General features: G+C 73.0%; 26 protein-coding genes. 10 read left to right on the plus strand and 16 right to left on the minus strand.

The window, feature by feature from the left end:
• Nucleotides 1-12: 12 nt before the first annotated feature.
• Nucleotides 13-996 (plus strand): alpha/beta hydrolase, encoded by a 984-nt coding sequence (locus CFP66_RS17120; protein WP_233159491.1) that lies wholly within the window; start codon nucleotides 13-15, stop codon nucleotides 994-996.
• A 16-nt stretch (nucleotides 997-1,012) separates the two neighbouring features.
• Here the strand turns inward: CFP66_RS17120 and CFP66_RS17125 are convergent, their stop codons facing one another.
• The 3 genes from CFP66_RS17125 to CFP66_RS17135 all read right to left on the minus strand — a co-directional run bounded on the left by CFP66_RS17125 (nucleotide 1,013) and on the right by CFP66_RS17135 (nucleotide 3,179).
• On the minus strand, nucleotides 1,013-1,792 hold the full coding sequence (locus tag CFP66_RS17125; protein ID WP_094925202.1) for an alpha/beta fold hydrolase: 780 nt from the start codon (nucleotides 1,790-1,792) through the stop codon (nucleotides 1,013-1,015).
• Between the two features lie 13 nt (nucleotides 1,793-1,805).
• Entirely contained in the window at nucleotides 1,806-2,720 is a 915-nt protein-coding gene (gene yidC / locus CFP66_RS17130) for a membrane protein insertase YidC (protein ID WP_094925204.1), read from the minus strand.
• 108 nt (nucleotides 2,721-2,828) lie between these two features.
• A complete protein-coding gene (locus CFP66_RS17135) occupies nucleotides 2,829-3,179 on the minus strand; it encodes a DUF6412 domain-containing protein (protein ID WP_094925206.1) in 351 nt (116 codons plus the stop codon).
• A gap of 60 nt (nucleotides 3,180-3,239) precedes the next feature.
• Between CFP66_RS17135 and CFP66_RS17140 the strand changes: the two genes are divergently transcribed.
• Nucleotides 3,240-3,986, plus strand: coding sequence for a GNAT family N-acetyltransferase (locus CFP66_RS17140; RefSeq protein WP_198961503.1), 747 nt, complete (start codon nucleotides 3,240-3,242; stop codon nucleotides 3,984-3,986).
• A gap of 416 nt (nucleotides 3,987-4,402) precedes the next feature.
• On the opposite strand, the gene CFP66_RS17145 is transcribed toward CFP66_RS17140, so the two are convergent.
• The 3 genes from CFP66_RS17145 to CFP66_RS17155 are packed head-to-tail and all read right to left on the minus strand — an operon-like array spanning nucleotide 4,403 to nucleotide 7,808.
• Nucleotides 4,403-5,455 (minus strand): NADP-dependent oxidoreductase, encoded by a 1,053-nt coding sequence (locus tag CFP66_RS17145; RefSeq protein WP_094925208.1) that lies wholly within the window; start codon nucleotides 5,453-5,455, stop codon nucleotides 4,403-4,405.
• Nucleotides 5,452-6,936, minus strand: coding sequence for an MFS transporter (locus tag CFP66_RS17150; protein WP_233159492.1), 1,485 nt, complete (start codon nucleotides 6,934-6,936; stop codon nucleotides 5,452-5,454). The genes CFP66_RS17145 and CFP66_RS17150 overlap by 4 nt, the downstream gene beginning before the upstream one ends.
• Nucleotides 6,933-7,808 carry a polysaccharide deacetylase family protein gene (locus CFP66_RS17155; RefSeq protein WP_233159493.1) on the minus strand — a complete coding sequence of 292 codons (876 nt, stop codon included), beginning with the start codon at nucleotides 7,806-7,808 and terminating at the stop codon, nucleotides 6,933-6,935. Before CFP66_RS17155 ends, CFP66_RS17150 begins: the two co-directional genes overlap by 4 nt.
• A 111-nt stretch (nucleotides 7,809-7,919) precedes the next feature.
• Between CFP66_RS17155 and CFP66_RS17160 the strand changes: the two genes are divergently transcribed.
• Together CFP66_RS17160 and CFP66_RS50310 are read left to right on the plus strand one after the other, a co-directional pair.
• The gene (locus CFP66_RS17160; protein ID WP_094925212.1) at nucleotides 7,920-8,816 is read left to right on the plus strand and encodes a LysR family transcriptional regulator; all 897 of its coding nucleotides are present in this window, start codon (nucleotides 7,920-7,922) and stop codon (nucleotides 8,814-8,816) included.
• Between the two features lie 36 nt (nucleotides 8,817-8,852).
• Nucleotides 8,853-9,275 carry a LysR family transcriptional regulator gene (locus CFP66_RS50310; protein WP_369805080.1) on the plus strand — a complete coding sequence of 141 codons (423 nt, stop codon included), beginning with the start codon at nucleotides 8,853-8,855 and terminating at the stop codon, nucleotides 9,273-9,275.
• Between the two features lie 690 nt (nucleotides 9,276-9,965).
• On the opposite strand, the gene CFP66_RS17175 is transcribed toward CFP66_RS50310, so the two are convergent.
• The 4 genes from CFP66_RS17175 to CFP66_RS17190 are packed head-to-tail and all read right to left on the minus strand — an operon-like array spanning nucleotide 9,966 to nucleotide 13,544.
• The gene (locus CFP66_RS17175; protein ID WP_094925216.1) at nucleotides 9,966-10,595 is read right to left on the minus strand and encodes a response regulator transcription factor; all 630 of its coding nucleotides are present in this window, start codon (nucleotides 10,593-10,595) and stop codon (nucleotides 9,966-9,968) included.
• Nucleotides 10,595-11,902, minus strand: a complete 1,308-nt coding sequence (locus CFP66_RS17180; protein WP_094925218.1) for a sensor histidine kinase — start codon at nucleotides 11,900-11,902, stop codon at nucleotides 10,595-10,597. The genes CFP66_RS17175 and CFP66_RS17180 overlap by 1 nt, the downstream gene beginning before the upstream one ends.
• Nucleotides 11,893-12,639 carry an ABC transporter permease gene (locus CFP66_RS17185; RefSeq protein ID WP_233159494.1) on the minus strand — a complete coding sequence of 249 codons (747 nt, stop codon included), beginning with the start codon at nucleotides 12,637-12,639 and terminating at the stop codon, nucleotides 11,893-11,895. Before CFP66_RS17185 ends, CFP66_RS17180 begins: the two co-directional genes overlap by 10 nt.
• A complete protein-coding gene (locus CFP66_RS17190; protein ID WP_094925220.1) occupies nucleotides 12,636-13,544 on the minus strand; it encodes an ABC transporter ATP-binding protein in 909 nt (302 codons plus the stop codon). The genes CFP66_RS17185 and CFP66_RS17190 overlap by 4 nt, the downstream gene beginning before the upstream one ends.
• A 94-nt stretch (nucleotides 13,545-13,638) precedes the next feature.
• Here CFP66_RS17190 and CFP66_RS17195 point away from each other — a divergent pair, with 94 nt between their 5' ends.
• Complete coding sequence (locus tag CFP66_RS17195; protein WP_198961504.1) at nucleotides 13,639-14,454, plus strand: Fpg/Nei family DNA glycosylase; 816 nt, start codon at nucleotides 13,639-13,641, stop codon at nucleotides 14,452-14,454.
• On the plus strand, nucleotides 14,451-15,740 hold the full coding sequence (locus CFP66_RS17200) for an aromatic acid/H+ symport family MFS transporter (protein WP_094925224.1): 1,290 nt from the start codon (nucleotides 14,451-14,453) through the stop codon (nucleotides 15,738-15,740). The genes CFP66_RS17195 and CFP66_RS17200 overlap by 4 nt, the downstream gene beginning before the upstream one ends.
• 10 nt (nucleotides 15,741-15,750) lie before the next feature.
• Here CFP66_RS17200 and CFP66_RS17205 read toward each other — a convergent pair whose 3' ends face one another.
• Nucleotides 15,751-16,473 (minus strand): TetR/AcrR family transcriptional regulator, encoded by a 723-nt coding sequence (locus CFP66_RS17205; RefSeq protein WP_233159514.1) that lies wholly within the window; start codon nucleotides 16,471-16,473, stop codon nucleotides 15,751-15,753.
• A 47-nt stretch (nucleotides 16,474-16,520) separates the two neighbouring features.
• Here CFP66_RS17205 and CFP66_RS17210 point away from each other — a divergent pair, with 47 nt between their 5' ends.
• Nucleotides 16,521-17,747, plus strand: coding sequence for an FAD-dependent monooxygenase (locus CFP66_RS17210; protein WP_094925228.1), 1,227 nt, complete (start codon nucleotides 16,521-16,523; stop codon nucleotides 17,745-17,747).
• 210 nt (nucleotides 17,748-17,957) lie between these two features.
• Here the strand turns inward: CFP66_RS17210 and CFP66_RS17215 are convergent, their stop codons facing one another.
• The 4 genes from CFP66_RS17215 to rimO form a co-directional block, all read right to left on the minus strand.
• Nucleotides 17,958-18,764 (minus strand): PspA/IM30 family protein, encoded by an 807-nt coding sequence (locus tag CFP66_RS17215; protein WP_094925230.1) that lies wholly within the window; start codon nucleotides 18,762-18,764, stop codon nucleotides 17,958-17,960.
• 294 nt (nucleotides 18,765-19,058) lie between these two features.
• The gene (locus tag CFP66_RS17220; protein ID WP_094925232.1) at nucleotides 19,059-19,481 is read right to left on the minus strand and encodes a helix-turn-helix domain-containing protein; all 423 of its coding nucleotides are present in this window, start codon (nucleotides 19,479-19,481) and stop codon (nucleotides 19,059-19,061) included.
• A gap of 142 nt (nucleotides 19,482-19,623) precedes the next feature.
• Nucleotides 19,624-20,235: a CDP-diacylglycerol--glycerol-3-phosphate 3-phosphatidyltransferase gene (gene pgsA / locus CFP66_RS17225; RefSeq protein ID WP_369805083.1), complete on the minus strand. Its 612-nt coding sequence runs from the start codon at nucleotides 20,233-20,235 to the stop codon at nucleotides 19,624-19,626.
• A complete protein-coding gene (rimO, locus tag CFP66_RS17230; RefSeq protein WP_369805085.1) occupies nucleotides 20,232-21,701 on the minus strand; it encodes a 30S ribosomal protein S12 methylthiotransferase RimO in 1,470 nt (489 codons plus the stop codon). Before rimO ends, pgsA begins: the two co-directional genes overlap by 4 nt.
• 43 nt (nucleotides 21,702-21,744) lie before the next feature.
• Between rimO and CFP66_RS17235 the strand changes: the two genes are divergently transcribed.
• Nucleotides 21,745-22,242 (plus strand): amino-acid N-acetyltransferase, encoded by a 498-nt coding sequence (locus tag CFP66_RS17235; protein WP_094925236.1) that lies wholly within the window; start codon nucleotides 21,745-21,747, stop codon nucleotides 22,240-22,242.
• A gap of 96 nt (nucleotides 22,243-22,338) precedes the next feature.
• Nucleotides 22,339-23,211 carry an AraC family transcriptional regulator gene (locus tag CFP66_RS17240; protein WP_094925238.1) on the plus strand — a complete coding sequence of 291 codons (873 nt, stop codon included), beginning with the start codon at nucleotides 22,339-22,341 and terminating at the stop codon, nucleotides 23,209-23,211.
• Between the two features lie 39 nt (nucleotides 23,212-23,250).
• Here the strand turns inward: CFP66_RS17240 and CFP66_RS17245 are convergent, their stop codons facing one another.
• Entirely contained in the window at nucleotides 23,251-24,135 is an 885-nt protein-coding gene (locus CFP66_RS17245; protein WP_094925240.1) for an SDR family NAD(P)-dependent oxidoreductase, read from the minus strand.
• A gap of 85 nt (nucleotides 24,136-24,220) precedes the next feature.
• On the opposite strand from CFP66_RS17245, the gene CFP66_RS17250 reads away from it, so the two are divergent.
• On the plus strand, nucleotides 24,221-24,850 hold the full coding sequence (locus tag CFP66_RS17250) for a TetR family transcriptional regulator (protein WP_233159495.1): 630 nt from the start codon (nucleotides 24,221-24,223) through the stop codon (nucleotides 24,848-24,850).
• The last annotated feature ends 420 nt before the right edge of the window (nucleotides 24,851-25,270 follow it).

Raw genomic sequence — 25,270 nt, forward strand, 5'->3', positions numbered from 1 at the left:
GGAGGAGCGGGCATGATCGAGGTCATCGACCCCCAGGGAGGACCCGTGGCCTACGCCTTCGACCCCGAGCTCGCGCCGGCCGTCGCCGAGCTGCCCGACTTCGAGATGAACGACGTCGGCGTGGCGCGCGAGCGCATGCAGCAGATGATGGAGGAGATGCTGGCCGCTCGGGGCGCCCCGGACGAGTCGGGGGTGCGGTTCCGCGAGGAGCTGGTGCCCGGCCCGGACGGCGCCCCGGACGTCCGCTTGCGGATCTACACGCCGGAGCGCCCGGTGGCGCCTGCCGCCGTCTACGACGTGCACGGCGGCGGCTTCGTCCTGGGTGACCTCGAGGGCGGGCACGCGAGCAACCTGCAGCTCGCGCGCGAGCTGGGCGCCGTCGTGGTGACGGTCGACTACCGGCTGGCCCCGGAGCACCCGTTCCCGGCGCCGCTGGAGGACTGCTACGCCGGGCTGGTCTGGACGGCGAAGAACGCCGACGCGCTCGGGGTCGACGCCGATCGCATCGCCCTGCACGGCATCAGCGCGGGAGGCGGGCTGTGCGCGGCGCTGTCGCTGCTCGCGCGCGACCGCGGCGGCCCGCACATCGCGTTCCAGTACCTGGGCGTGCCGGAGGTCGACGACCGGTTGGAGACGCCGAGCATGCGCGCCTTCACCGACACCCCGCTCTGGAACCGGCCCCGCGCGGAGTTCAGCTGGGACTCCTACCTGGGCGCCGGGAAGCGCGGCACGGCCGAGGTCTCGCACTACGCCGCGCCCGCCCGCGCCACCGACCTCGCCGGGCTCCCACCCGCCTACGTGTCGGTGATGGAGTTCGACCCGCTGCGCGACGAGGGGATCGCCTACGCGCAGGCCCTCCTGCACGCCGGCGTGCCGGTGGAGCTGCACCTGTTCCCCGGCACGTTCCACGGCTCGGCGCTGGTGGAGAGCGCCGCCGTGAGCCGCCGGGAGTCCGAGGAGGCGCTCGTCGCGCTGCGCCGCGGCCTGGGCCTCTAGCCGCGCCCCGAGCGGCTCACGCCGCTGCCAGGAACGCCTCCACCAGTGGGGTCGCTTCGGCGCGGAACTCCTCGAAGTAGGCGTGCCGGGCGCCCGGGATCACGTGGAGCCGGGCCCCGGGGATGCGCTCGGCCAGCAGGGGCGCGTTGGCGGCCGGGTTGAGCCGGTCGTCGCCGCCGTGCAGCACGAGCGTGGGAGCCGCGATCCCGGGGAGCGCGTCCCACGCGTCGTGCTGCGCGCTGGCGCGCAGGTGCCCGCGCCGGGAGTGCGGGGGCATGTCCCGGTCCCCCAGGGTCCAGTAGGGGCCGGGCTCGCGACGCAGCCAGTCGGGCGTGTACATCAGCTCGAGCAGCGCCTGCCGGTTGGCCGCCGGGTCGGGCTGCGCGAGCGAACGGCGCACCTCGTCGCTGCGCTCCACCGCGTGCACCCCGCCCGGGGACGTGCAGCCCAGGACCAGGTGGCGCACGCGGCTCGGGTGTCGCGCGGCCAGCCACTGGGCCACCCGCCCGCCCATCGACGTGCCGTAGACATCGGTCCGTTCGATCCCGAGCGCGTCGAGCACCGCCACCGCGTCCTCGGCGAAGCCCGGCGTGCTGTGGGGCGCGTCGGGCTTGTCGCTGGCGCCGGTGCCGCGGTAGTCCATCGTCACGGTCGTGTGCGCGGCCGCGAGCTCGTCGCGGACGCCGTTCCACCAGGAGTGGGAGCTCGCCTGCCCGGAGAGCAACAGCAGGGGCGGCCCGGACCCGCGGACCTGGTAGGCGATGCGGATGCCGTCGGGCGCTGTCGTGGCGTGCACGGGTCCGATCTTCCTACCGCCGGGACCGCCGCCTGCGCCGGCCCGAGGAGTTGCGCCGGGGCCTGGCCGACGCGGAACCGCCCCCCGACGGGGCGGCGGTGGACGTCGCGGCGGCGGTCTCGAGCGGGCGCGGCGGCTCCGCGACCGGCCGGAACACGATCCACTGCTGCACCAGCGTCCAGACGTTGTTGGCGAGCCAGTAGAGCAGGATCGCGACCGGGAGCGGGAAGAACGCGCCACCGACCAGCGCACCGAGCGGGAAGACCCACGGCGACCAACGCAGGATCGCGCCGAGCGGGCTGTCGGCGGGCTGGTGGCGCAGCGAGTGCCGCGCGCAGATGTGCGTGGCCACGGCGGCCAGCAGCATCAGCGGCACGGCCACCGCGGCGACCTCCCAGCGGTCCACGTGACCGCCGAAGGAGTCGAGCAGCTGCTGCGGCATGCTCAGGTACGACGAGAGCGGCGCCCCGAACAGCCGCGCCGACAGGAACGAGCGCACCTCGTCGGGGCCGAAGGCGTAGTTGGCGAGCCCCGCGTTCTGCGCGAACGTCAGGCCCTCGCGGTTGAAGTGGGTCAGCACGTGCAGCAGGCCGACGAACACCGGCACCTGCAGCAGCGCGGGCAGGATCGTGCCGGCCGCGCTCACGCCGTGCGCCTGCTGGAGCGCACGGGTCTCCTGGAGCAACCGGGCGGGGTCGTCGGCGTGCCGGGTGCGCAGCTGCGCCAGCTGCGGGGCGAGCGCCCGCATCGCCCGGCCCGACCGCACCTGGGCCAGGAACGGGCGGATCAGCAGCGCGCGAAGCGTCAGCACGAGGAACACGACCGCCAGGGCCCATGCGGCGCCGCTGGCGGGACCGAGCAGGAAGCCGAACAGCTGGTGCCAGCACCACATGACACCGGACACGGCGAAGTAGACGGGATCTAGCACGGCGCCACCGCCGTGGCGCAGGGGTCGACGAGGACGGAACGGGGCATGACGGCACTCCACGGGCAGCCGGGACGGAAGGGACTCGTCGTCCGGCGGCGTGAAGTGCGTCTACGCCGCCGGGGCGAGCTCCGACGGCGCGCGGGAACGGGTGTGGCCCGGGGCGTCCGGGTCGCGGTGGCGGGGTACCGGCCGCCGCGCGAGCGCGCGGTGGTGATCGCGTGCGGCGACCACCGGGCCGAGGCCGGTGACGGTGGGCAGCACGACCGCGACCCCGCGGGCCACCGCGCACGCGGCCAGCAGGGTGCCCAGCACGCCGACGACGAGCGAGGAATCTCCTGCGGGAACGGTGGCGGCCGCGAGGACGGCCGAGGAGAGGACCGCGAGGGCCAGCGCGACGCCGGGAAGGCGCGCGTACGCGAGGGAGCTCAGCTGCTCCGTCCGCGCCGTGGTCCACCGCACGGGACCAACGTACCGGCTAACCGGTGGCGCGCGGGGCGGCGTCGCGGCAAGGTGCGGGTGGTGCTGACCGTCGCGCCCGACCAGCTTCCCGCCCTGCGCCCCTGGTTCGCGCCCGAACGCCCGGGGCCGATGATCTTCGAGCACGTGGCGCGCACGGGACACGGGCACGTCCGCGTGGACCGCTGGCCCGACCCGCAGGTCGTGGTCGCCGCGCTGCCCGGCAACGTCGCCCTGCGTGGGGCACCCGATCGCCTGCCGCCCGACGCCCTCGACGGTGAAACCGGGTTCGTCGAGGCACCGACGCACTGGCTGCCCGCCCTGCGCGACGTCGACCCCGCCACCGGCGTCTGGGACCGCCTGGTCGCCGTGCTCCCCGCAGGCGCGGCGGTGCCCGCACCCGACGTCGCGCTGCTCACCCCCGCCGACGCGCCCGCGTTCGCCGCGCTCGGCGCGGACAGCGCGTGGATCGCCGAGACCTGGGGCGGCGTGGCGGGGCTGCTCGCGGCCGGGGTCGCGCGCGGCGTGCTCGTCGAGGGCCGGGTGGCCGCGCTCGCCGTGCCGTTCTACGTCGGCGGAGCCCACGAGGACATCGGTGTGGTCACCGAGCCCGCGTACCGCAGGCGAGGGCTCTCCACCGCGTGTGCGGGCGCGCTGGTGGCCGACATCCGCGCCCGCGGCCGCGTGCCCACCTGGACGACGTCACCGGACAACACCGGCAGCCGTGCGGTGGCGGCGCGGCTGGGATTCGTCCACGAGCGCGACGACGTCCTGTACGCGTTGCGCACGCCGGTCCCGAGCCGGTCCTAGGAGGGTCCTGAACAACTCCGGCCGTAGCGAGCGGCGTCCAGGTGGTGTCATCGCAAGCAGGAGCTTTGGTCCGGCCCAGGGCACTCCGCTCCGGCCGGCCTCGAATGAGTTCAGGCCGGCGCGGCACGCCATTGGGCGGGCGACGCCTGGTCGGATGGCGGCGTGCCGGCGCGACCATCGAGGAGCGCAGGATCTTCGCGCCGGCAGACCGATACGCCATCCGTTATCGTGCAGCTGAAAAGTGCTCCTCCGGCTCCGGGCTATGTGACTTCAGCAATCGCATCATCCCAGGCCAGGAGCACTTTTCCTTGTCACGACACAGTCATTCCAAGATCACCGTGAATGACGGAGGCCAGATAGCCGTCGATGCCGATCATGCTCTCCCCTCCCCCTCCCTCACCCCCACACTTGGCCGCTCACTTGGCGCCGCCGCTGTCCAGGCGGACGAGCATCTTGCCAGTGTTCGCGCCGCTGAGGACGCCCAGGAACGCGGCCGGGGCATGGTCGAGGCCGTGCACCACGGTCTGCTCGGTGTGCAGGGTGCCATCGGCCAGCCAGGCGGCGCCCTGCTTGATCCAGTCGGGGAAGAGGCGGAAGTACGAGTTCACCAGCAGGCCGCGCAGGCTGAGCTCCTTGGTGTACGCCTGGAAAAGGTTGGTCGGGCCCGGCACCGGGGCGGTGGCGTTGTACGCGCTGATCGCGCCGATCAAGGCGAAGCGGGCGCCGGGGCGGGCGGCGTCGATGGCCGCCTCCAGGTGGTCGCCGCCGACGTGGTCGAGGTAGATGTCGATGCCTTCGGGAGCCGCCTTCGCCAGCTGCTCGGCGATGGGGGCGGCCTTGTAGTCCAGGGCCGCATCGAAGCCGAAGTCGTCGAGCAGCTTGGCCGTCTTGGCCGGGCCGCCCGCCGAACCGATCACCCGCGCGGCGCCGAGGCGGCGGGCCAACTGCCCGGCCACGCTGCCGACGGCGCCTGCCGCGGCGGAGACGAACACCACGTCGCCCTCCTGCACCGGCGCGACCTCGGTGAGGGCGGCGTACGCCGTCAGACCGGTGGTTCCCAGCGCGCCCAGGTACGCCTCGGCAGGGGCGAGCGCCGTGTCGACCACGGAGACCACGGCGGCGTCCAGCACTGCATACTCCCGCCACCCGGCGAAGTGCGACACCGTGGCGCCGGCCGGGACCGCCGGCGCCCGGGAGGCGACGACCTCGCCCACCGCGCTGCCCTCGAGCGCGACGCCGAGCTGGAACGGCGGGATGTAGGAGGGGACGTCGGTCATCCGGCCGCGCATGTACGGGTCGACCGACATCCAGTCGTTGCGGACCAGGATCTCGCCGTCGGCCAGGTCCGCCGGTATGTCGGCGTGGACCAGGTCGAAGTTCTCGGCGCCGGGGGCGCCGGTGGGACGCGAGGCCAGGCGGATCTCGCGGCTGCGGGGGATGGGGGCGGGGGTGCGCGTGGGGGTGGTCATGAGTGGCTCCTTGAGGTAGTTCCGGGAGTTCCCCGCAGCAGCACGAGGGCGAGGACAAGGGCCGCCGCCACGAAACCGGCGGCGGTCAGGAAGGCCGCGTGATAGCCCTCGAGCAGCGCCGACCTGGCGGCCTCGCCGCCGGATCCGAAGCTGTCCGCGCTGCCCGCTTCGAGGCCGCTCGTACGGGCGGTGACGACCGCGCTCATCACGGCGAGGCCGATGGCGCCGCCGATCTGCTGCGTGGTGTTGAACAGGCCGGAGGCGATGCCGGACTCCTCGGGGGCGACGGCGGCCATGCCGAGCCCCATCATGGCGGGCGCGGCCAGGCCGAAACCGATGCCCATCAGCAGGGACGCGGGCAGGAAGTCCACCGCGAACGTGCCGTCCGCTCGGCTGAACGACAGCAGCACGAAGGCCGCCGTGATCAGGACGAGTCCCAGGTACAGTAGCGGCCGCTGCCCGAACTTCATGATCAGGCGGGCCGAGAGGCCGAGCGAGATCACCGCGATGACAGCGGCGACCGGCATGAAGCCGAGCCCTGCCGCGAGCGCGCTGTAGCCAAGCACCTGCTGTAGATACAGCGTCCCGAAGAACAGCAGCCCGAACATGCCTGCGATCACCATGAACTGCACGACGTTCGCCGCGGTCAGCCGCCGCGAGCGGAACAGCCGCAGCGGCAGCAGCGGCCGCTCGGCGCGGGCCTGCCGTACGACGAATCCGGCGAGCAGCGCGAGGGCGAGCACGCCGAGCAGCAGGGTCCGGGCGGAGGTCCAGCCGGCCTGCTCGGCGTCGACGATGGTGTAGACGAGCAGCATCATGCCGGCCGTGGCCAGGGCGGCACCGAGGAAGTCGGTGCCCTTGCCCAGGCCCTGCGACTCGTCCTTACGGATCGTACGAAGGCCGACGGCGATGACCGCCGCGCCGATCGGTGCGTTGATGAAGAAGATCCAGTGCCAGCTGAGCAGGTCGGTCAGGACGCCGCCGAGCAGTGGGCCGACCGTGCCGCCGCCCGCGGAGGCGAAGCTGTAGGCGCCGATGGCCTGGGCTTGCCGGCGCGCGTCGGTGAACTGGGTCGCAACGATGCCGAGAATGCAGGCCGAGGCGATCGCGCCGCCGACGCCTTGCAGGAACCGGAAGCCGATCAGCGTGGCCTCGCCGGTCGCGAATCCGCAGAGCACCGAGGCCGCGCTGAAGAGTGCGACGCCGACGAGGAAGACCCGCTTGCGCCCGATCAGGTCACCGAGTCGGCCAGCGAGCATCAGCAGCCCGCCGAACGGGACGACGTAGGCGTTGACCACCCAGACCAGGTTCTCCGCGGAGAAGCCGAGGCCGCGCTGCACGGTCGGGAGGGCGACATTGACGATGTTCTGGTCGATGACGAGCATCACTTGCCCGATGCAGAGCACGGTGATCGTCAGCCAGGGCGATGTGGCTCGCGGCCGCTCGGTCACGGCCTTCGCGGTGACCGCCTGCCCGGTCACGGTCTGCCCGTGAAGGTACGGACGTAGTGCTCGGCGATCTCGTCGCTGGTGGCCGTCCACACGCCCGGGTGGTTCACGACGTATTCCAGCGCCTGGTCGAGGTACCTGGTCCGGAACGCCTGACCGATGACGAACGGATGCAGCGCCAGCGCCATCACCCGGCCGCCGGCGGCCGAATCGTCGTGCAGCTGGTCGACCTGGTCCTTGACCAGCTGCACGAAATCGGGCCCGGTCATGCCGTGCATGGTGAAGAGTCCGAGGTCGTTGAGCTCGACCGAGTACGGCACGCTCAGCATTCCAGGGATGTTCAGCGGGTACGGCTGATCGTCATTGGTCCAGTCGAGCACGTAACCGAGGCCGAGCTCGGCAAGCAGCGCCGGCGTCCGGAAGGTCTCGGTGAGCGCCGGGCCGAGCCAGCCGCGCGGCCGTTGCCCGGTGGCCTTCTCGATCGTCTCGACGACGTCGGTGAGATAGCCGCGCTCGTCCTCCTCCGTCATCCCGGCCTGCAGGGTGGAGTTGTCACGGCCGTGCGCGAGCCACGCCCAGTTACGGGCCAGGCCGGCCTCGACGATCTGCGGATAGTGCTCGCAGACGGCGGAGTTGAGCAGCGCGCTGGCGCGTACGCCGTGCCGGTCGAGGGCCTGCATGACGCGCCAGATGCCCACCCGGACGCCGTATTCGCGCCAGCCGTGGTTCAGCGGGTCCGGGACGAGCGCGGCGGTTGCCTCGTTCAGACTGGTCGAGGGGGTGCCGAGCTGGAAGTGCTCGATGTTCAGCCCGACGTAGAACGCCACTCGGGCACCGCCGGGCCAGCTGAAGGGCTCCCGCTCGGTGATCGGACCGTAGTCGTAGAGCTCGTTGTCCATAGGCATGGCTTACAAGCTGTCTGCTGACGCCTGCCGGAACGAGAGCGACCTGCTCTACGATCGGTGAGCGAAGCTCACCAGTCGGTTTCACGGGGGCGGGGCCGGGGGTGATCAGCGATGCTGGAGCGGCATGAGATCGAGGCCTTTCTGGCCGTAGCCGAGGAGCTGCACTTCCGCCGCGCCACCGAGCGGCTCGGGCTCGCCCAGGGCCGGGTGAGCCAGATCGTCGGCCGGCTCGAACGCCGCCTGGGCGTCGCGCTCTTCGCCCGTACGAGCCGCAAGGTAACCCTGACCCCGGCGGGGCAACGCCTGTACGACGGCCTGGCCCCGGCCCACCAGGAGATCCAGGAGGCTGTCGCGCAGGCACTGGCGACCGGCAAGGGCATCACCGGCACGCTGCGCGTGGGCTTCTCCTCGGCGTGGGCGGGCGACATGGTGCTGCGGACCGCCGAGGCCTTTCGCCGCACCCACCTCGGCTGCCTGGTCGAGATCCAGGAGATCCCGCTTTACGACACCTTCGGCCCGCTGCGCGCCGGCGTGGTGGATCTGCAGCTCACCGAGTTCCCGGTGGAGGAGCCCGACCTGGTGGCCGGCTCGGTGATCTTCTCGGACACCCGGGCGATGATGGTGCCCGCAGACCACCCGTTCGCCCGGCAGGAGTCGGTCTCCGTGGAGGACCTGGCCCGCGCCCCGCTGATCGGCGTCACGGGCGACAGCCCGCCGTACTGGCGCGAGTACATCTGGCCCAGCAAGACGCCGCAGGGCAAGCCGATCCCCCGGGGCCCCACCTTCGTGTACTGGCTGGAAGTCCCCCCGCTCGTCGCCTCCGGCCGCGGCATCTCCGTCGCGTCGCTGCTCGCCGCCCACTACCACGGCCGCCCCGGCCTCACCTACGTCCCGTTCTGCGACGCTCCGCCCATCGACTACGGCCTGATCTGGCGCCGCGACGGCTTCACGTCCCGGGTGCAGGCGTTCACGGACACGCTGTGCCGCATACACGCGGGGCGGCCGTAGGGCCTCCTTTCGGATCTTGTCGGCTGGCACGGGGAGGTGTCATCCGGCACGCCGGTCACCCCTGGGGCCAGCCAAGTGCTGTGCCCGGCGAAGAAGAACGTCGCCGGAACGATCGACCTCAGCCTCCGGCTGCAAGAACGCCTCAGCCCGTCGGCCGACGACAAGCCGGAGACATACAGCGAAGGCGCCCCCTTCCGCCTCACGACCGCGTCCAGCAGATCCGCAACAACCCCCGCCGCGGTGACGGCGGCGTCTTCAACGGCGCAGCGGCACGAGATCGAGGTGTTCCTGACGCTTGCCGAGGAATTGCACTTCGGTCGCACCGGCGAGCGGCTGGGGATTTCCCAGGGGCGGGTGAGTCAGACCGTGCAGCGGTTGGAGCGCCGCTTCGGCCTGCTGCTGTTCCAGCGCACCAGCCGCCGGGTGGCGATCACACCGGCCGGCGCGCGCTTCCGTTGACGAACTGGTGCCTGCCCACTGGAAGCCGCCGACGCCGTGCTCGCGGCCTCCCAGCTGTTCGAGGCCGACCATCCGGACCGCCAGGTTCGTATTCGCGAGACTTTCAACGCGACAGGAGTCGTGTCTGGACCGGATATCGACACGGGTCTGCCCATCGAGGAGCAGGTGCGGCTCCTCGTGCACCGCGTGCGCAACATCGAGAACCAGGCATCGAGCGACCGCGTCCGGTTCGTGAAGGGCCCGACGAGGTCACCGCGCAGGTCGACGGCCACGCGATCGAGCTGCGCGCTGCCGACGAGGGAATCCGTGACTTGGCCCGTTCGATCGCGGTGAGCACGGTGAAGTTGCAACTCTGGGCCCTGCTCCTGGTCGGTGGGGGCAGTTCTGATGGCCGTGCCGACGCTGGTCAGCCTGCTGGCCGCCGTCAGCTGACCGGTCGGGCTCCGCAGGCGTCCCGGTGGGAGCGGGCGTACGGCAAGGTGACCGGCGCTGCGGCGCGAAGGCGGGCTATCCGGGCAATCGCCCTTGTGCCCGCTCGGCAAGCATGAGGTCCTGGCCAGATGTAGAACAAATGGGTGATACCTAGGCGGACGGTCGAGCCGATACCGCTGTTGTATCGGCTCGACCGTCCAACGCGGCGAGGGCGCCGCCTGGGCGTCGCGCAGTAGGCCCGAGTTGTTCAGGGCACTCCTAGGTCGTCAAGAGGCCGCGCTGGTAGCCGGCCGCCACCGCGGAGGCCCGGTCACGCACCTCGAGCTTGGCGTAGACGTGCAGCAGGTGGGTCTTGACCGTGGCCTCGCTGATGAACAGCCGCTTGGCGGTCTCGCGGTTGGTCCACCCGGCCGCGACGAGCCTCAGCACCTCCAGCTCGCGCGCGCTCAGCGCGTCCTGCACGGGCGCGCGGACCTGCCCCATCAGCCGGCCCGCCACCGCGGGCGACAGCACCGCCTCGCCCTCGTGCGCGGCCCGCACCGCGCGCAGCAGCTCGTCGCGCGCCGTGTCCTTGAGCAGGTAGCCCGTGGCACCCGCCTCGATCGCCGGCAGCACGTCACGATCGGTGTCGTAGGTGGTGAGCACGAGCACCCGGACCTCGGGCGCGATGCGCCGCAGCTCCCGGATCGCCTCGACGCCGCCCATCACGGGCATCCGCAGGTCCATCAGCACCACGTCGACGCGGGCGTCCCGCACCCGCGCCAGCGCCTCCGCGCCGTGGCCCGCCTCGCCGACCACCTGCATGTCGGCCTCGCCGTCGAGGACACCGCGCAGCCCGTCGCGCACGACGGGGTGGTCATCCACGATCAGCACCCGGATCCGGTCCATCACCTGACCTCCGCCGGGATCGCCGGCACGCTCGCACTCAGCGCCGCACCCTCGCCCGGCGCGCTCTCCACGGTCACCGTGCCCGACACGCGCCGCACCCGTTGCTCCATCGCCACCAGCCCGAACCCGGAGCCGTCCGCCCGCGGCGTCTCGCGGGGGACGGCGAAACCGCACCCGTCGTCGCGCACGTCGAGCACCACGACGTCGTCCATGTAGGACAGGGTGAGCCCGACGCGCCCGGCGCCGGCATGCTTGCCGACGTTGGCCAGCGCCTCCTGGGCCACCCGGAACAGCGCGACCTCCAGCTCCGGCAGCAGCGGGCGGGGGTCGCCGGTGGTGTCGACGGTCAGTTCGACGCCCGCGGTCTCGGCCCACGCCTTCGCCATCTCCGCGATGGCGTCCGGCAGCTGCGCGGTGGCGAGCTGCCCCGGCGCCAGGGCGTCGACCGAGCGGCGGGCCTCGGTGAGGCTCTCCCGGGCCAGCGCACGAGCGGTGTCGAGGTGGCGGCGCCGCACGGTCGCTTCGTCGTCGGCGGCGCCGGCGGCCTCGAGCTGGGTGACGATGCCGGTGAGGCCCTGCGCGATCGTGTCGTGGATCTCGCGCGCGAGCCGCGCCCGCTCGTCGAGGATGCCTGCTTCGCGCGCCTGGGCGAGCAGCTGCGCGTGCAGGCGGGCGTTCTCGTCGAGGGTCTCCGACAGCCGCTGGTTGGCCTCGTTGAGCTCCTCGATCACCTGGCGGCGGCGCGCGCTCTGCTCCGAGGTGAACACACCGAAGTAGGTGGCCCCGCCGCCGAAGAGCGCGTTGGCGACGACGAGCACGCCCAGGGCGATGCCCAGGCCGGGCGTGAAATCCGCGAACCGGCCGCCGACCTGAGCGTACGCCACGAGGGTGGCGCCGAGTGCGACGCCGACGAAGCGCCACCGGCCGTGCAGGTAGGCGAAGGAGTGCAGGTACACGGCGATCACCTGGAACGCGAATATCGGCGACGCGTAGACCAGCGGGGCCATCAGCACGAGCAGGCCGCCCACGTAGACGGCGCCGGCCGCGGGCCGCTCCGGGCGCACCCACCCCGTCGTCACGAACACCGCGCACCACGCGGCGGTCACGGGCACCAGCACGCCGACGACCACCCACGCCCACGTCGCCCCGTCGGCGAGGAACGGCGGGCTCAGCGCGAGGCCGATGACCAGGCCGACGTAGGGCGAGTACCGGTCCACGGCGGTGTCGACGCGGCGCTCGACCGCGTCGAGCCGCCGCTCGCGGTCCCCCGGCCGAGCGGTCGCGGCACCGCAGGCACCTACTCCCACCGGAACAACCTAGCCGCCACACCGGTCGTCACCACGGCGATCGCCGCCAGCACGGCCAGCTGCAACGGGACGGGCCCCTCCCCCGTCCACGAGTCGGCGAACGCCTCGATGCCCGGCGGCACGAACTCGCCGATCCGCACGACCACCTCGGGCAGCAGGAACTTCGGCAGGTAGACCCCGCCGAAGAACAGCAGCGCCATGAACCCGATCGTGCCGATCCCGTTGGCGAGCTTCGCGCGGGGCACCAGCGCCGCGATCAGCAGGCCGATCGCGAACACGGCCGAGGTGCCGACCACGAACGTCACCGCGAAGCCGAGCGGGTGGCGCGGGAACGGCACGCCCAGCCCGAGCACGGCCACCGCGACCATCAGCCCAGTGGCGACGGCCACCGTCCCCAGGTTCACCAGCAGCTGCACGAGCAGCACCGCCCACGGCCGCAGCGGTGTGGCCGACATCCGGCGCAGCACGCCCTTCTCGCGGTAGGTCACGAGCCCGATCGGCAGCGACTGCAGGCCCAGCACCGCGATGCTGACGGCCAGCAGCGGCGGGGCGAAGTAGTCGACGAACCGCAGGCCGCCGAACGTCGCGGACGGCTCGCGCAGCGCCGGGACGGAGCCGAGCGCGACGAGGATCGCGGTGGGCATGAACACCCCGATCAGCACGCCCGTCGGGTCGCGCAGGAACAGCGTGGTCTCGGTCCGCGCGAGTGCGGTGAGGGCGCGCACGGCGGGCCTCACGCTGCGACCGCGTGACCGGTCAGGGCGACGAACGCGTCCTCGAGCCCGGGCCGGTCCATCCGCAGGTCGACCACGACGACCTGGTGGCGCGCGAGCACGGAGGTGACGGCGTGGAGCAACTCGCCGCTGCCGGTCACCTCCACGGTCTGGCCCGTGCGGCGTAGCGCGTCCACCTCGGGGAGCGCCGTGAGCAGCTCGTCCTCGAACGGCACGGACGCCCGGAACCGCAGTCGCTGCCCGCCGCCCATCCCCTGCACCAGCCCGGTGGGGGTGTCGAGCGCGACCACCCGCCCGGCGTCGATGACGGCGATCCGGTCGCAGAGCCGTTCGGCCTCCTCCATGAAGTGGGTCACCAGCACGACGGTCACGCCACTGTCGCGGATCTGCTCGATCGCCGTCCAGGTGTCGCGGCGCCCCTGCGGGTCCAGCCCCGTGGTCAGCTCGTCCAGGATCGCGATCCGCGGGTTCCCGATGAGCGACAGCACGATCGACAGCCGCTGCTTCTGCCCGCCCGACAGCGCCCGGAACGGCGTCCGCCACGCCGGACGCAGGCCCCACCGGTCCACGAGCTCGTCGCCGTCGGCGGGCGCCGGGTAGAACGACGCGAACAGCCGCACGGCCTCCCCGACCCGCAGCTTGTCCGGCAGCTCACCGGCCTGCAGCTGGATGCCCAGCACCTCGCGCAGCCGGTCGCGGTCGCGTCGCGGGTCCAGCCCGAGCACCGAGAGGGAGCCGCCGTCCGGGGAGCGCAACCCCTCGATGCACTCCACGGTGGTCGTCTTCCCTGCGCCGTTCGGGCCGAGGATCCCGAAGATCTCCCCCTCCTCGACCACGAACGAGACGTCCTGGACCGCGACCTGCGTGCCGTAGCGCTTGTGCAGGCGGTCCACCTCGATGACGGGCATGGCACCGATCGTGCTGCCGCGCCGGGCCGCGCGGATCGACCGTCGCGTCGGAGCGCGATCCACCGATCGGTGGATCGCGCGATACGGTCGAGCGGTGCCCGAGGGCGACACCGTCCACCTGACCGCACGCCGGCTACGCGCCGCGCTCGCCGGGCAGGTGCTCGTGCGCGGCGAGCTGCGGCACCCGCGCCTCGTCGAGCACGATCTCGCGGGCCGCACCGTGCTCGACGTCGCGTCGGTCGGCAAGCACCTGTTCACCCGCTTCGACGACGGGCAGAGCCTGCACAGCCACCTGCGCATGGACGGCTCGTGGCACCTCTACCGGCCCGGCATGGCCTGGCAGCGCCCGGCCCACCAGGCCCGCGCAGTGCTGGAGACGGCCACGCGCACCGCCGTCGGGTTCGCGCTGCACGACCTGGAACTGCTGCCCACGCCCGAGGAGGACCGGCTCGTCGGGCACCTGGGCCCCGACCTGCTCGACCCCGCGTGGGACGACACGCACGCCGCGGAGGCGCTGCGTCGCTTCACCGCACGCGGAGCGTCCGAGCTGGGGCTGGTGCTGCTGGAGCAGCGGGTGATGGCGGGCGTGGGCAACCTCTACAGGGCCGAGGTGTGCTTCCTGCTCGGGCTCTCCCCGTGGACGCTCGTGCGCGACGTCCCCGACCCCGACGCCGCGATCACGCTGTCGCGCGAGCTGCTCCTGCGCAACGCCGACCGCCCGCAGCAGTCCACCACCGGCGAGCTGGCCCGCGGCCGTCAGCACTGGGTGTTCGAGCGCGGCGGGCAGCGCTGCCGCCGCTGCGGCACCCGGATCCGCACGGCGGAGCAGGGCGACGGCATCTACGCCCGCATCGCCTACTGGTGCCCCACCTGCCAGCCGGGTCCCGCTCCGGCGAGGATGGGGCGGTGAGCACCGACACCCCGGGTCGCACGTCGTCACGGTTCCTCGTCGTCGCACTCTGCTGCGTCACGATCGTGATCGACGGCTACGACCTCATCGTCTACGGCACGGTCGTGCCCACGCTGGTCGACGGCTCGGCCGAGTGGACGCTGACCACACCCGAGGCCGGGCGCATCGGCTCGTACGCGCTGGTCGGCATGCTGATCGGCGCGATGGTGGTCGGCACCATCACCGACATCGTCGGCAGGCGACGCATCATGCTGGGCTGCATCGCGTGGTTCTCCGTGGCGATGGCGCTCGCCGCCGCCTCACCGACGGTGGAGCTGTTCGCCGCGGCCCGGTTCGTGGCGGGGCTCGGGCTCGGCGGTGTGGTCCCGACGGCGATCGCGCTCACCATCGAGTACGCCCACCCGCGCCACCGCAGCACCACGAACGCGGTGATGTTCTCCGGCTACTCGATCGGCGGGATCGCCGCGGCGCTCGTCGCGATCATGGTCATCCCGGACCTCGGGTGGCGCGCGATGTTCTGGATCGGTGCCGCACTCGGCGCGCTGCTGTTGCCGGTGGCCTGGCGCCTGCTGCCGGAGTCGGCGGGCTACCTGCTCGCGCGCGGCCGGGAGGCCGAGGCCCGCGCACTGGCAGAGCGGTTCGGCCTGACGCTCGAGCAACCGGCGGTGCCTGCCGGGTCTACCGGCGCTGCCACCACGGTGAAGCGTCTCGTCGCGCCGTCGCTGGTCCTGGGCACGCTGATGTTCTGGCTCGGCACCGGCGTCGGCCTGCTGCTCGTGTACGGGCTGAACACCTGGCTCGCGCAGATCATGCGCGAGGCCGGCTACCCGCTGGGGTCGGCGCTGGCGTTCCTGCTCGTGCTGAACCTGGGCGCGATCCTGGGCACCCCGCTGCTCGGCGCGCTCGCCGACCGCGTCGGCTCCAAGCCGGTGACCGTGGGGATGTTCCTCGTCGCGGCGCTGTGCATCTTCCTGCTCAGCGTGCCGCTGCCGGCGCCGCTGCTGTTCGTGCTGGTCGGGATCGCAGGGGCGTGCACGATCGGCACGACGATCCTCGTCAACGCCTACACCGCGGCCTTCTACCCGGTGGACATGCGGGCCACCGGGCTCGGTTGGGCGCTGGGCGTCGGCAGGCTCGGCGCCATCCTCGGCCCCCTGTACGGCGGCGCCGTGCTCGCGTCCGGCTGGGGCATCGAGGTGAACTTCTACGCGTTCGCCGTGCCCGCGCTGCTCGGGGCGCTCGCGATGCTGTTCGTCCCGGCGAGGGGCACGCGCGCCGCGGCGTAGCTCGCCGGCGTCAGCCCCCGGAGCGGGTGCTGATCAACAGGTCGGCGCCGTCGAGGATGAGGCGCAGACCGACGTCGAGGGCCTGGTCCTGGGTGCCGTGCGCGGCGACCGACCCGAGGGCGGCCGTCAGCGCGGGGAAACGATCCTCACGGCCGCGGACGAGTGCACCGAGCGCTGCGTCCATGGCCGCCTCCGGGGGGCCGGCCGTCGCGGCGGCCTGCTGCGCGATGGAGCGGACGTGCCCGACGAGGGTCACGGCCACGTCGAGCACCTCGCCGCCGTCCAGCCGCGTGCCGCTGAGGGCGGCGACGGCCTGCTCCATCCAGCCCAGCTCGTGCGGCCCCAGCGCGCGGGCGCCCACGGTGGTCCCGAGCGTCCACGGGTGCTGCCGGAACCGGTCGAACAGCTGCCGGGCCCATCCCTCGAGCCGGGGTCGCCAGCCGCCGACTGCGTCGAGGCGCGGCGGCTCGCCGATGGCCGTGTCGGTCATGAGCGCGACGAGCTCGACCTTGCCGGGCACGTACCGGTAGAGCGCCATCTTGGTGACGCCGAGCGCGCTCGCGACGTGCTGCATGGTCACCGCGGCGAGGCCCTGGGCATCGGCGATGGCGATCGCGGCCTGCGCGATCGCGTCGAGCGTCAGGGTCGGCCGGGGACCGCGGGTGGGCGCGGGGCGCTCGCCCCACAGCAGTGCGGTGGCCCGGTCGTGGTCCGGGGAGCTCACTGCGTCCATCATATACTGTGTCCTTCAGACACAGTTTCGATCCGAGGACGGCCCTGATGAACCCCCTCCCGCTGCACGGTCTGCGCGTCCTCGTCTCCGGCGCCGGCGTCGCCGGCCCCTCCCTGGCCTTCTGGCTCGCGCGGTACGGCGCCACGACCACCGTGGTCGAGAACGCCCCCGCGCTGCGCACCAGCGGATTCGCCGTCGACTTCCGCGGCCCGACCCACCTCGGCGTCCTCGCGGCGATGGGTGTCCTCGACGAGCTGCGCTCCCTCCAGACGCACGGCGGCGCCTCGAGCTGCGTCGACGAGCACGGGCGGGAGATCTTCGGGCTACCGGCCGAGTTCGCCGGTGGCGACGTCGAGGTGCGGCGCCGGGACCTGTCCCGGGTGCTCCACGACCGCAGCGCCGATCGTGCGGAGTACCTGTTCGGCAACGCCGTCGCCGCTCTGACGCAGACCGCCGACGGCGTGTACGTCGAGCTCGCGCGGGGTGCCACCCGCACCGTCGACCTCGTCATCGGTGCCGACGGGCTGCACTCGGGCGTGCGGCGACTCGCCTTCGGCGACGAGTCGCGCTACGCGCGGCACCTGGGCTACCACCTCGCAGGCTGGGACCTGCCGGCCGCCGCCGTGGGCGGCCCACGCCTGCCCACCACACCGCAGCAGTACAACGTGCCCGGACGGATGGCGAGCGTCTCCCGCGACGACCGGGACCCCGACCGCGCCGGTGCGTTCCTCGTCTTCGCCTCACCCCGCCTCGAGTACGACCCCACCGACATCGACCACCAGAAGGAGCTCGTCGCAGGCGCGTTCACCGGCGGGCGCTGGCTCGTGCCACAACTGCTCGACACGCTGCCGGCGGCACCGGAGCTGTACTTCGACTCGATCAGCCGGGTGAGCGTTCCGCAGTGGTCCACCGGGCGCGTCGCGCTGCTCGGGGACGCGGCCGGGGGCGTCACGCTCGGCGGCATGGGTGTGGGTGCCGCCGTCGTCGGCTCCTACGTGCTGGCCGGGGAGCTCGCCGTCGCGCAGGGCGACCACCGCACGGCGTTCGCCGCCTACGAGCGGCGCCTGCGCGCCTACACCGGGCGCTGGCAGCGCGGTGCCGCCCCCGGCGAGTTCCTCGCGCCGTCCACGGCCGCGCGGTTGTGGCTGCGCAACGCCCTGCTGCGGACCAGGGTGGTGCAGCGGCTGCTCGTGGCGGGCACGAAGTCGATCGCCACGGAGCTCGACCTCCCGGCCTACCCGGTGCCCGCGGACGGGCACGGCCTCGCCGCGTAACCGCCCCGAGCGCGACACGTCCACACGCAGACCCCGACTCGCGGGAGGGGGTGCACCCACCCCCTCCGCGAGTCGGGGTCTGAATGCACGCGAGTCGGGGTCTGGATGCACGTGTGTCGCGCTTGGGGGGTCGCGGGCGCCCCTCCTGCCGCAGACGCCGACGCCGCCCGGCCCCGAGGTGGGGCGGGCGGCGTCGGGACACGCGGTGGCTCAGGCGGTGCCGGGCTGCTGCTGCTTGTTCAGCTGGGTGGGCGCGGCGGCGGGGTCGCCGGAGGTGACCTCCCCGGCCACGGAGCCGCCATGCAGCGAGGCGCGGATCTGCTCGAGGCGGCTCGCCCCGGCCATGTCGGCCGTGGACTGCTGGACCTCGAGCATGCGGCCCTGCACCGAGTTCTGCGCCAGCTCGGCCGACCCGATGGCGTTGGCGTAGCGGCGCTCGATCTTGTCGCGGACCTCCTCCAGCGACGGGGTGTTGCCCGGCGCGGCGAGCTCCGTCATCTGCCGGAGCGAGGCGGAGGCCTGCTCCTGCATCTTCGCCTGCTCCAGCTGGCTGAGCAGCTTGGTGCGCTCCGCGATCTTCTGCTGCAGCATCATCGAGTTGCGCTCGACGGCCTGCTTGGCCTGCGCAGCCGCCTGGATCGACTGGTCGTGCAGCGTCTTGAGGTCCTCGACGGACTGCTCGGATGTGACCAGCTGGCTGGCGAACGCCTGCGCGGCCTGCTCACGCTGCTGCGCCGTGGCCTCGTCGCCCGCGGCGCGTGCCTGGTCGGCGAGCACGAGCGCCTGCCGTGCGGAGGCCTGCAGCTTCTCGATCTCACCGAGCTGGCGATTGAGCTTCATCTCGAGCTGGCGCTGGTTGCCGATCACCGCGGCGGCCTGCTGGGACAGCGACTGGTGCTGACGCTGGGCGTCCTCGATAGCCTGCTGGATCTGCACCTTCGGGTCGGCGTACTCGTCGACCTTGGACGAGAACAGCGCCATCAGGTACTTCCAGGCCTTCGTGAAACCGTTGGCCATCTGCTCCGCCCTCCGAGTGCGACGCGCTCGCCGCTGCCTATCCGTCCGTTCCGGCTGCCCGGCCTGCTTGCCGGACCGCACTGTGCCCCATCGTGGCACCGACGAGGCCCGGCTTCCACCGATCCGCGACGATATCGGGGATCATCCGGAGGTCACCGTGGGGGCAACCCGGACCTCAGGCTACCGGCCCGACCCCGAGTGCGCGCCGCCCATCACCGCACGTTGGAGCCCTACTGCTGTTCTCGGGCTCGAAAACCAGCAGTAGGGCTCCAACGTGCGGCAACGGGATGGGCGCTACGCGGCGCGGACGGATGCCAGGGCCACCGGCTGCGGGCTCCTGGGCTGCGGCGACACCGGGCGCGGCGCGACCGGTGCGACCGGGGACATCGCCGGGATCGGCTCGTCCGAGCCGGACGCCAGGCGCAGGTCCATCTGCCGCAGGCCCACCGGACGGCGCAGGCGCGCGGCCTCGGCCGTGACCGCCTCGGCCGCGATCGCCTCCGCAGCCTCGGCGAGCAGGTCGCTCAGCGCGATCTCGAGCGCCTCGCAGATGGCGGCGAGCAGCTCGCTGGAGGGCTCCTTGCGGCCGCGCTCCACCTCGGAGAGGTACCCCAGGCTCACCCGGGCACGGCGCGACACGTCCCGCAGGGTGCGTCGGCGCGCCGTGCGCACCCGTCGCAGGCTGCCGCCGATCGCCTCCCGCATCAGCACCGCCATGCGACCCTCCTCGCTCGTCCGCCGGCACGCCCGAACACCGCGGCCGATGAGATCACGGTACCGACTCGCGGGCCGCCACGTCGCCGCGCAACGCGACCCGTCCCGTACGCCCACGGCGAACACGGAGACGGAAGGGCTCCCGTCAGCCCGTGTCGGGCACGGTGGCCGCGGCCGCGGCCCGCAGCCGTACGGCCCTCAGCACGTAGTCGAGCCCGGTGAGGACGGTCAGGGCGATGGCGAGCCCCAGCACCGTCCAGCGCGCGACCTGGACCGGCCCCGCGATGCTGAGCAGCTCCGGCAGCGGCAGCAGGAACAGCCCGATGGCCACCGCCTGGCACAGGGTCTTCACCTTGCCGCCCCGGCTCGCCGGGATGATCCCGTGCCGCAGCACCCAGAACCGCAGCACGGTGATGCCCAGCTCCCGGCCCATGATCACGATCGTGACCCACCACGGGATCTCGGCCAGCACCGAGAGCCCGATGAGCGCCGCCCCGGTGAGCGCCTTGTCCGCGATCGGGTCGGCGATCGTGCCGAACGCCGTGACGAGACCGCGGCTGCGGGCCAGCTCCCCGTCGAACCGGTCGGTGATCGCCGCCAGCACGAACACGCCGGTGGCCGCGAGGCGCCAGCCGGTGTCACCGCCGTCCTCGACGAACAGCACGACGAGGAACACCGGCACCAGCAGCAGCCGGACACCGGTGAGGACGTTCGCGATGTTCAGCAGCGGTGGCGGGTTCGCCGGGGCTGAGCTCACCCCGCCCCCCGGCCTGATCCGGACGCGGCGAGCACGCTGGAGGGCAGCGTCTCCCGGGGCGAGACGAGGAGGTCGGTGCCCTCGGTGCCGACGACGACGGCCCGCACCATCTCCCCGGGTTCGAGCCCGGAGCCGCGCTCGATCACACACTCGCCGTCGACCTCGGGCGCCTGGTGGTCGGCGCGCCCGGTGCACTCGAAGTCCTCGTCCTCCGCGGCCTCGACGAGCACCGTGACCTCCGTGCCGACCCGGTCCTCGGCCCGCTGCGCCATCAGCTCGTCGACGAGCGAGGTGATCCGTCCGACGCGGGCGGCGACCTCCTCGGGCGGGAGCTTGCCCTCGTAACCCGCGGCCTCGGTGCCGTCCTCGTCGGAGTAGCCGAAGACCCCGACGGCGTCGAGCCGCGCGCCGGTCAGAAACGCCTCGAGCTCGGCGACGTCGTCCTCCGTCTCGCCGGGGAAGCCGACGATGACGTTGCTGCGGATCCCGGCCTCGGGGTTGAGCGCGCGGATGCGCTCGCACAGCGCGAGGAAGTCCTCCCGCGAGCCGAACCGGCGCATCCGGCGCAGTACCGCGGGGCTCGCGTGCTGGAACGACAGGTCGAAGTACGGGGCGAGGCCCGGCGTGGTGGCAATGACCTCCAGCAGGTCGGGCCGCAGCTCGGCGGGCTGCAGGTAGGACACCCGCACCCGGTCGATGCCCGGTACGTGCGTCAGCCGGGGCAGCAGCCGTGCCAGCGCGCTGGTGCCGCCGGGCAGGTCCTTGCCGTAGGAAGTGGAGTTCTCGCTGACGAGCACGAGCTCGCGCACCCCGTGCATGCCCAGCCACGCCGCCTCGGCGACGACGTCGTCCGGTGGCCGCGACACGAACGCCCCGCGGAACGACGGGATCGCGCAGAACGCGCACCGCCGGTCGCAGCCGGAAGCGAGCTTCAGCGGGGCGACGGGCGCGTCGGACAGCCGCGTGCGGGCGAGGTTCGGCACCCAGGCGTGACCGGGGACCGCGACGTCGCTCGCGGCCGCCGGCCGCTCCACGGGCGAGATCGGCAGCAGCGTGCGCCGGTCGACCGGGACGTGGGCGGCGGGCGCGTGCCCGCCGAGGACGTCGCCGAGCCGCTCGGCCAGCTCCGGGTAGTCGTCGAAGCCGAGCACGGCGTCGGCCTCGGGCAGGTTCTGGGCCAACTCGGCGCCGTAGCGCTCGGCGAGGCAGCCGACCGCCACGACCTTCGCGCCACGGGGCGCCGCCGCGTCGGACGCCGCCAGCAGGGTGTCGATGGAGTCCTTCTTGGCCTGCTCGACGAAGCCGCAGGTGTTGACGACGATCACGTCGGCACTGCCGGAGTCGGCGTCGACCAGCTCCCACCCGCTGCCGGTCAACCGACCGGCCAGCTCCTCCGAGTCGACCTCGTTGCGGGCACAGCCCAGGGTGAGCAGGGCGGCACGTCGCGGAGCGTCGGGTTCGGGCACGCGCACCAGGGTATCCGCCGGGGTTGATCTAATCTGACGGGTCGTGGAAGAGGTGGCGGTTCGGCGGGCGCGCACCGCAGATGTCGGGACGATCAAGCAGCTCGTGGACGCCTACGCGGGCCGGGTTCTCCTGGCCAAGGAGATGATCACGCTCTACGAGTCCGTGCCGGAGTTCCTCGTGGCCGAGCTCGACGGCGAGGTCGTCGGGTGCGGGGCGCTGCACGTGCTCTGGGAGGACCTCGGCGAGATCCGCACGGTCGCGGTGCACCCGCGCGTCGTCGGGCACGGGGTCGGGCACGCCCTCGTCGATGCGCTCGTCGGCGGGGCGCGCGAGCTGGGGCTGCAGCGGCTGTTCGTGCTGACGTTCGAGAAGCAGTTCTTCGGCAGGCACGGCTTCGTGGAGATCGACGGCACGCCCGTGGAACCCGACGTCTTCGCCGCGATGCTGCGCTCCTACGACACCGGCGTGGCGGAGTTCCTGGACCTGGCGCACGTGAAGCCCAACACGCTGGGCAACGTGCGAATGCTGCTGCACCTCTGAGGCGCGCCGATTGCAGCAGAGCCACTTTCATGCCACCTCGTCGCGTGAAAGTGGCTTTGCTGCAACTCGTCGGGGTCCGCGCGTAGCCTCCGGGACATGGCCGTCCAGGTCGCCGAGCCCGCGATCCGCGCCTGTTGGCGCACGCCCGCGGCGCCGCTGCTGCCGTACGTGAGCGCGTACACCGGCTACCGGCAGGAGGCCGCGCCGCCGTCGGTCCACCACGGGGTGGCCTCTCCGCACCTGACGTTCCTGCTCTGCCTCGACGGCCGCGTGGACGTCCTCGCCAACGCCGACCCGGGCAAGGCGCCGGGCAGCTTCACGGCCGCGGTCGGCGGCCTGCACGACGGGCCGGCGCGCATCGCCCAGGGCGAGCCGCAGACCGGCGTGCAGCTGCGGCTCACCTGGCGCGGCGCCCGCGCACTGCTGGGCCTGCCGGCCGGGGCGCTGGCCGGCGACACCGTCGGCCTCGACGCGCTGCTGGGCCGCCCGGCGGCCACGCTCCTGGACCGGCTGGCAGGCGCCGACGGGTGGCCGGAGCGGTTCGCCCTGCTCGACGCCGAGCTCACGGCGTTGCTGGCGCACGGGCGCGGTGAGCGCGGCGTGCGGCCGGAGGTGGGGTACGCGTGGGACCGGCTCACCGACACCGGCGGCACCCTGCGCGTCGAGGAGCTCGCCCGCGAGGTGGGCTGGAGCAGGCGGCACCTCACGGAGAAGTTCCGGGCCGAGACCGGGCTCGGGCTCAAGGCCGCGGCGCGGGTGATCCGCTTCGAGGGCGCCTGCGACCGGCTGCTCGCGCCGGACCGCCCGTCGCTGGCCCGGGTCGCGGCGGAGGCGGGCTACGCCGACCAGGCCCACCTGTCCCGCGACTTCCGCGACCTGGCAGGCGAGCCGGCGACCACGTGGCTCTCCCCCCGCCTGACGAACGACACTCCCGTCGGTCAGGAGGGTCTTGAACAACTCCGGCCGTAGCGGGCGTCGCGCAGTAGGCCCGAGTTGTTCAGGGCGCTCCTAAGGGCGGGGTGCAGCCGCCGGTAGCCCGCTCAGCCGTGCGCACAGCGCCCAGATCACCTCCCGGTTGCGCGCGTCGACGGCGCAGCGCGGCCACGCGGTGGGCCGGCCGTTCGTGTCGACGTACGTGCGGTGCACGCCCGACAGCGCGGGGTCGGACGCGAGCCGGACGCTCGACCGGGAGGCCTTCTCGACCGCCCGGCCGCCGTAGACGATCGGCAGGACGAGCCGCAGCAGGGGCACGAGCGGCCGGGCCGGGACGGGGAACGTGGCGGCCGACAGGTTGCGGTTCATGTCGGTGTACGCGTGGCCCGGGTACGCCACGTTGATCGTCACCTCGTCGCCGGGGACGCGCGTCGCGAACTCGTAGCTCATCGCCATCAGCGCGCGCTTGGTCTGGTTGATGAACCAGGGGTAGCGACGCTCCCCCTGGAGGTTGTCGAGATCGATCCGGCCCCTGGGCACAGCGCCGGTGACGTTCACGACCCGGGCCTGCCCCGCGGCGCGCAGCGTCGGGAGCAGCAGGTGGGTGAGCAGGAACGGCGCGAGGACGTTCGCCGCGAACATCGCCTCGACTCCGTCCGCGGTGAGCTCGCGGCGGTCCCGCACGATCGCGGCGTTGTTGACCAGCACGTCCAGCCGGCCGTACCGGGCACCCACCTCGTCGGCCAGGCGGCGCAGGTCGGCCTGCCGCGTGACGTCGGCGGTGAGCGCGTCGACGGCGTCGTTGCCGGTGTCGCGGCGCAGCTCCTCAGCCGCCGCCGCCCCGCGCTGCGCGTCGCGCCCCACGAGCGCGACGCGCGCACCCAGGCGCGCGAGCCCGCGCGCGGTCTCCTTGCCGATCCCGCCGGTGCTCCCGGTGATCACAACCGTCCGGTCCAGCATGTTCCCTCCCTCTCTCGAAGCAGGAGTCATACTACGACACCAAGTGACAACTTAGACAGCAGATGTAGCGAAGTAGCCTCAGGTGATGGCCGAGACGTTGCGGGACCGGACCCGGCGCGCCGTGCGCGCCGAGATCGCCGACGCGGCCGTCGCACTGTTCGCCGAGCGCGGGTTCGACGAGACCACGGTCGAGGACATCGCCCGAGCGGTCGGCATGACCAAGCGCAGCTTCTTCCGCTACTTCCCGACGAAGGAGGACGCGGTCTTCGCGGGCACCGAGGTGCTCGTCGAGCGGGTCGTCGACGATCTGCGGGCCCGGCCGGCGGACGAGCCCCCCTGGGAGTGCCTGCACCAGGTGCTGCGCCGCTGGCAGGAGGAGATCCACAGATCGGCCACGGCCCTGGCCCACGAGCGGCTCATCGAGTCGACCCCCGTCCTGCGTGCCCGCCTGCACCAGAAGCGCGAGCTCTGGCGGCACGCGGCCCGCGACGTGCTCGTCGAGCGGTCGGCGGGCGCACTCGACGACTTCGCCGCCGACCTGCTGGCGAACGCGGCCGTCGCCGTGCTCGAGAGTGTCGCGGCCGAATGGGTGCGCACGGACGGCCGCGCCGACCGCGGCGAGCTGCTCGACAAGGGCTTCGCCACGTTGCGCCCGCGCTTCCCCAACGCGACGAACGGCACTTTCGTAGGCTGGCACCACAGCAGTGGATCGTGATAACGCGAGTCGTGATCGCCGGTCTGGCGTGCGCACTGTCGGGGAGAGCGTGGTGCCGATTCAGGCCGGCGGATGCGGAGGTGATCGCTGCGGGAAGCACCTGACCGTCGTCGCGGCAGCGTCCGCGCGCGGCTCGAACCGATCATCAGGCCGTGATCAGCCCGACGAGTACGCCACTGTCGCAGTGCCCGCGCCCAGGTACTGACCAGATCGATCACCGCGGACCGTGCCCCGACCAGCAGCGTCGATCATGGGCGGACGGTCGTGTGCCGGCGATCCGGTGGTCACCCCTTGGGCCGCCCGGGTGAGTGGGGTGGCGGGGAGAGGGCTTCGGGAAGGACCGGCCGTGCCGCAGGATCGATCGGTGCCTGCGGTCGCAGAGACGCGCCGATGCGGTTCTGGCACCGCAGCCGCAGACCA

This window comes from Pseudonocardia sp. MH-G8, from assembly GCF_002262885.1.
Classification (GTDB): Bacteria; Actinomycetota; Actinomycetes; order Mycobacteriales; family Pseudonocardiaceae; genus Pseudonocardia.

What these genes read in the sequence shown, in the direction of transcription:
- CFP66_RS17145 (WP_094925208.1), bottom strand. Translation starts at nt 5,455, where the DNA reads ATGACCACCCCCACGCGCACCCCCGCCCCCATCCCCCGCAGCCGCGAG.
- CFP66_RS17175 (WP_094925216.1), bottom strand. Translation starts at nt 10,595, where the DNA reads ATGGACCGGATCCGGGTGCTGATCGTGGATGACCACCCCGTCGTGCGC.
- CFP66_RS17215 (WP_094925230.1), bottom strand. Translation starts at nt 18,764, where the DNA reads ATGGCCAACGGTTTCACGAAGGCCTGGAAGTACCTGATGGCGCTGTTC.
- CFP66_RS17155 (WP_233159493.1), bottom strand. Translation starts at nt 7,808, where the DNA reads ATGCCTATGGACAACGAGCTCTACGACTACGGTCCGATCACCGAGCGG.
- CFP66_RS17245 (WP_094925240.1), bottom strand. Translation starts at nt 24,135, where the DNA reads ATGCTGGACCGGACGGTTGTGATCACCGGGAGCACCGGCGGGATCGGC.
- CFP66_RS17250 (WP_233159495.1), top strand. Translation starts at nt 24,221, where the DNA reads ATGGCCGAGACGTTGCGGGACCGGACCCGGCGCGCCGTGCGCGCCGAG.
- CFP66_RS17240 (WP_094925238.1), top strand. Translation starts at nt 22,339, where the DNA reads ATGGCCGTCCAGGTCGCCGAGCCCGCGATCCGCGCCTGTTGGCGCACG.
- CFP66_RS17210 (WP_094925228.1), top strand. Translation starts at nt 16,521, where the DNA reads ATGAACCCCCTCCCGCTGCACGGTCTGCGCGTCCTCGTCTCCGGCGCC.
- CFP66_RS17220 (WP_094925232.1), bottom strand. Translation starts at nt 19,481, where the DNA reads ATGGCGGTGCTGATGCGGGAGGCGATCGGCGGCAGCCTGCGACGGGTG.
- CFP66_RS17205 (WP_233159514.1), bottom strand. Translation starts at nt 16,473, where the DNA reads ATGGACGCAGTGAGCTCCCCGGACCACGACCGGGCCACCGCACTGCTG.
- CFP66_RS17120 (WP_233159491.1), top strand. Translation starts at nt 13, where the DNA reads ATGATCGAGGTCATCGACCCCCAGGGAGGACCCGTGGCCTACGCCTTC.
- CFP66_RS17160 (WP_094925212.1), top strand. Translation starts at nt 7,920, where the DNA reads ATGCTGGAGCGGCATGAGATCGAGGCCTTTCTGGCCGTAGCCGAGGAG.
- CFP66_RS17190 (WP_094925220.1), bottom strand. Translation starts at nt 13,544, where the DNA reads ATGCCCGTCATCGAGGTGGACCGCCTGCACAAGCGCTACGGCACGCAG.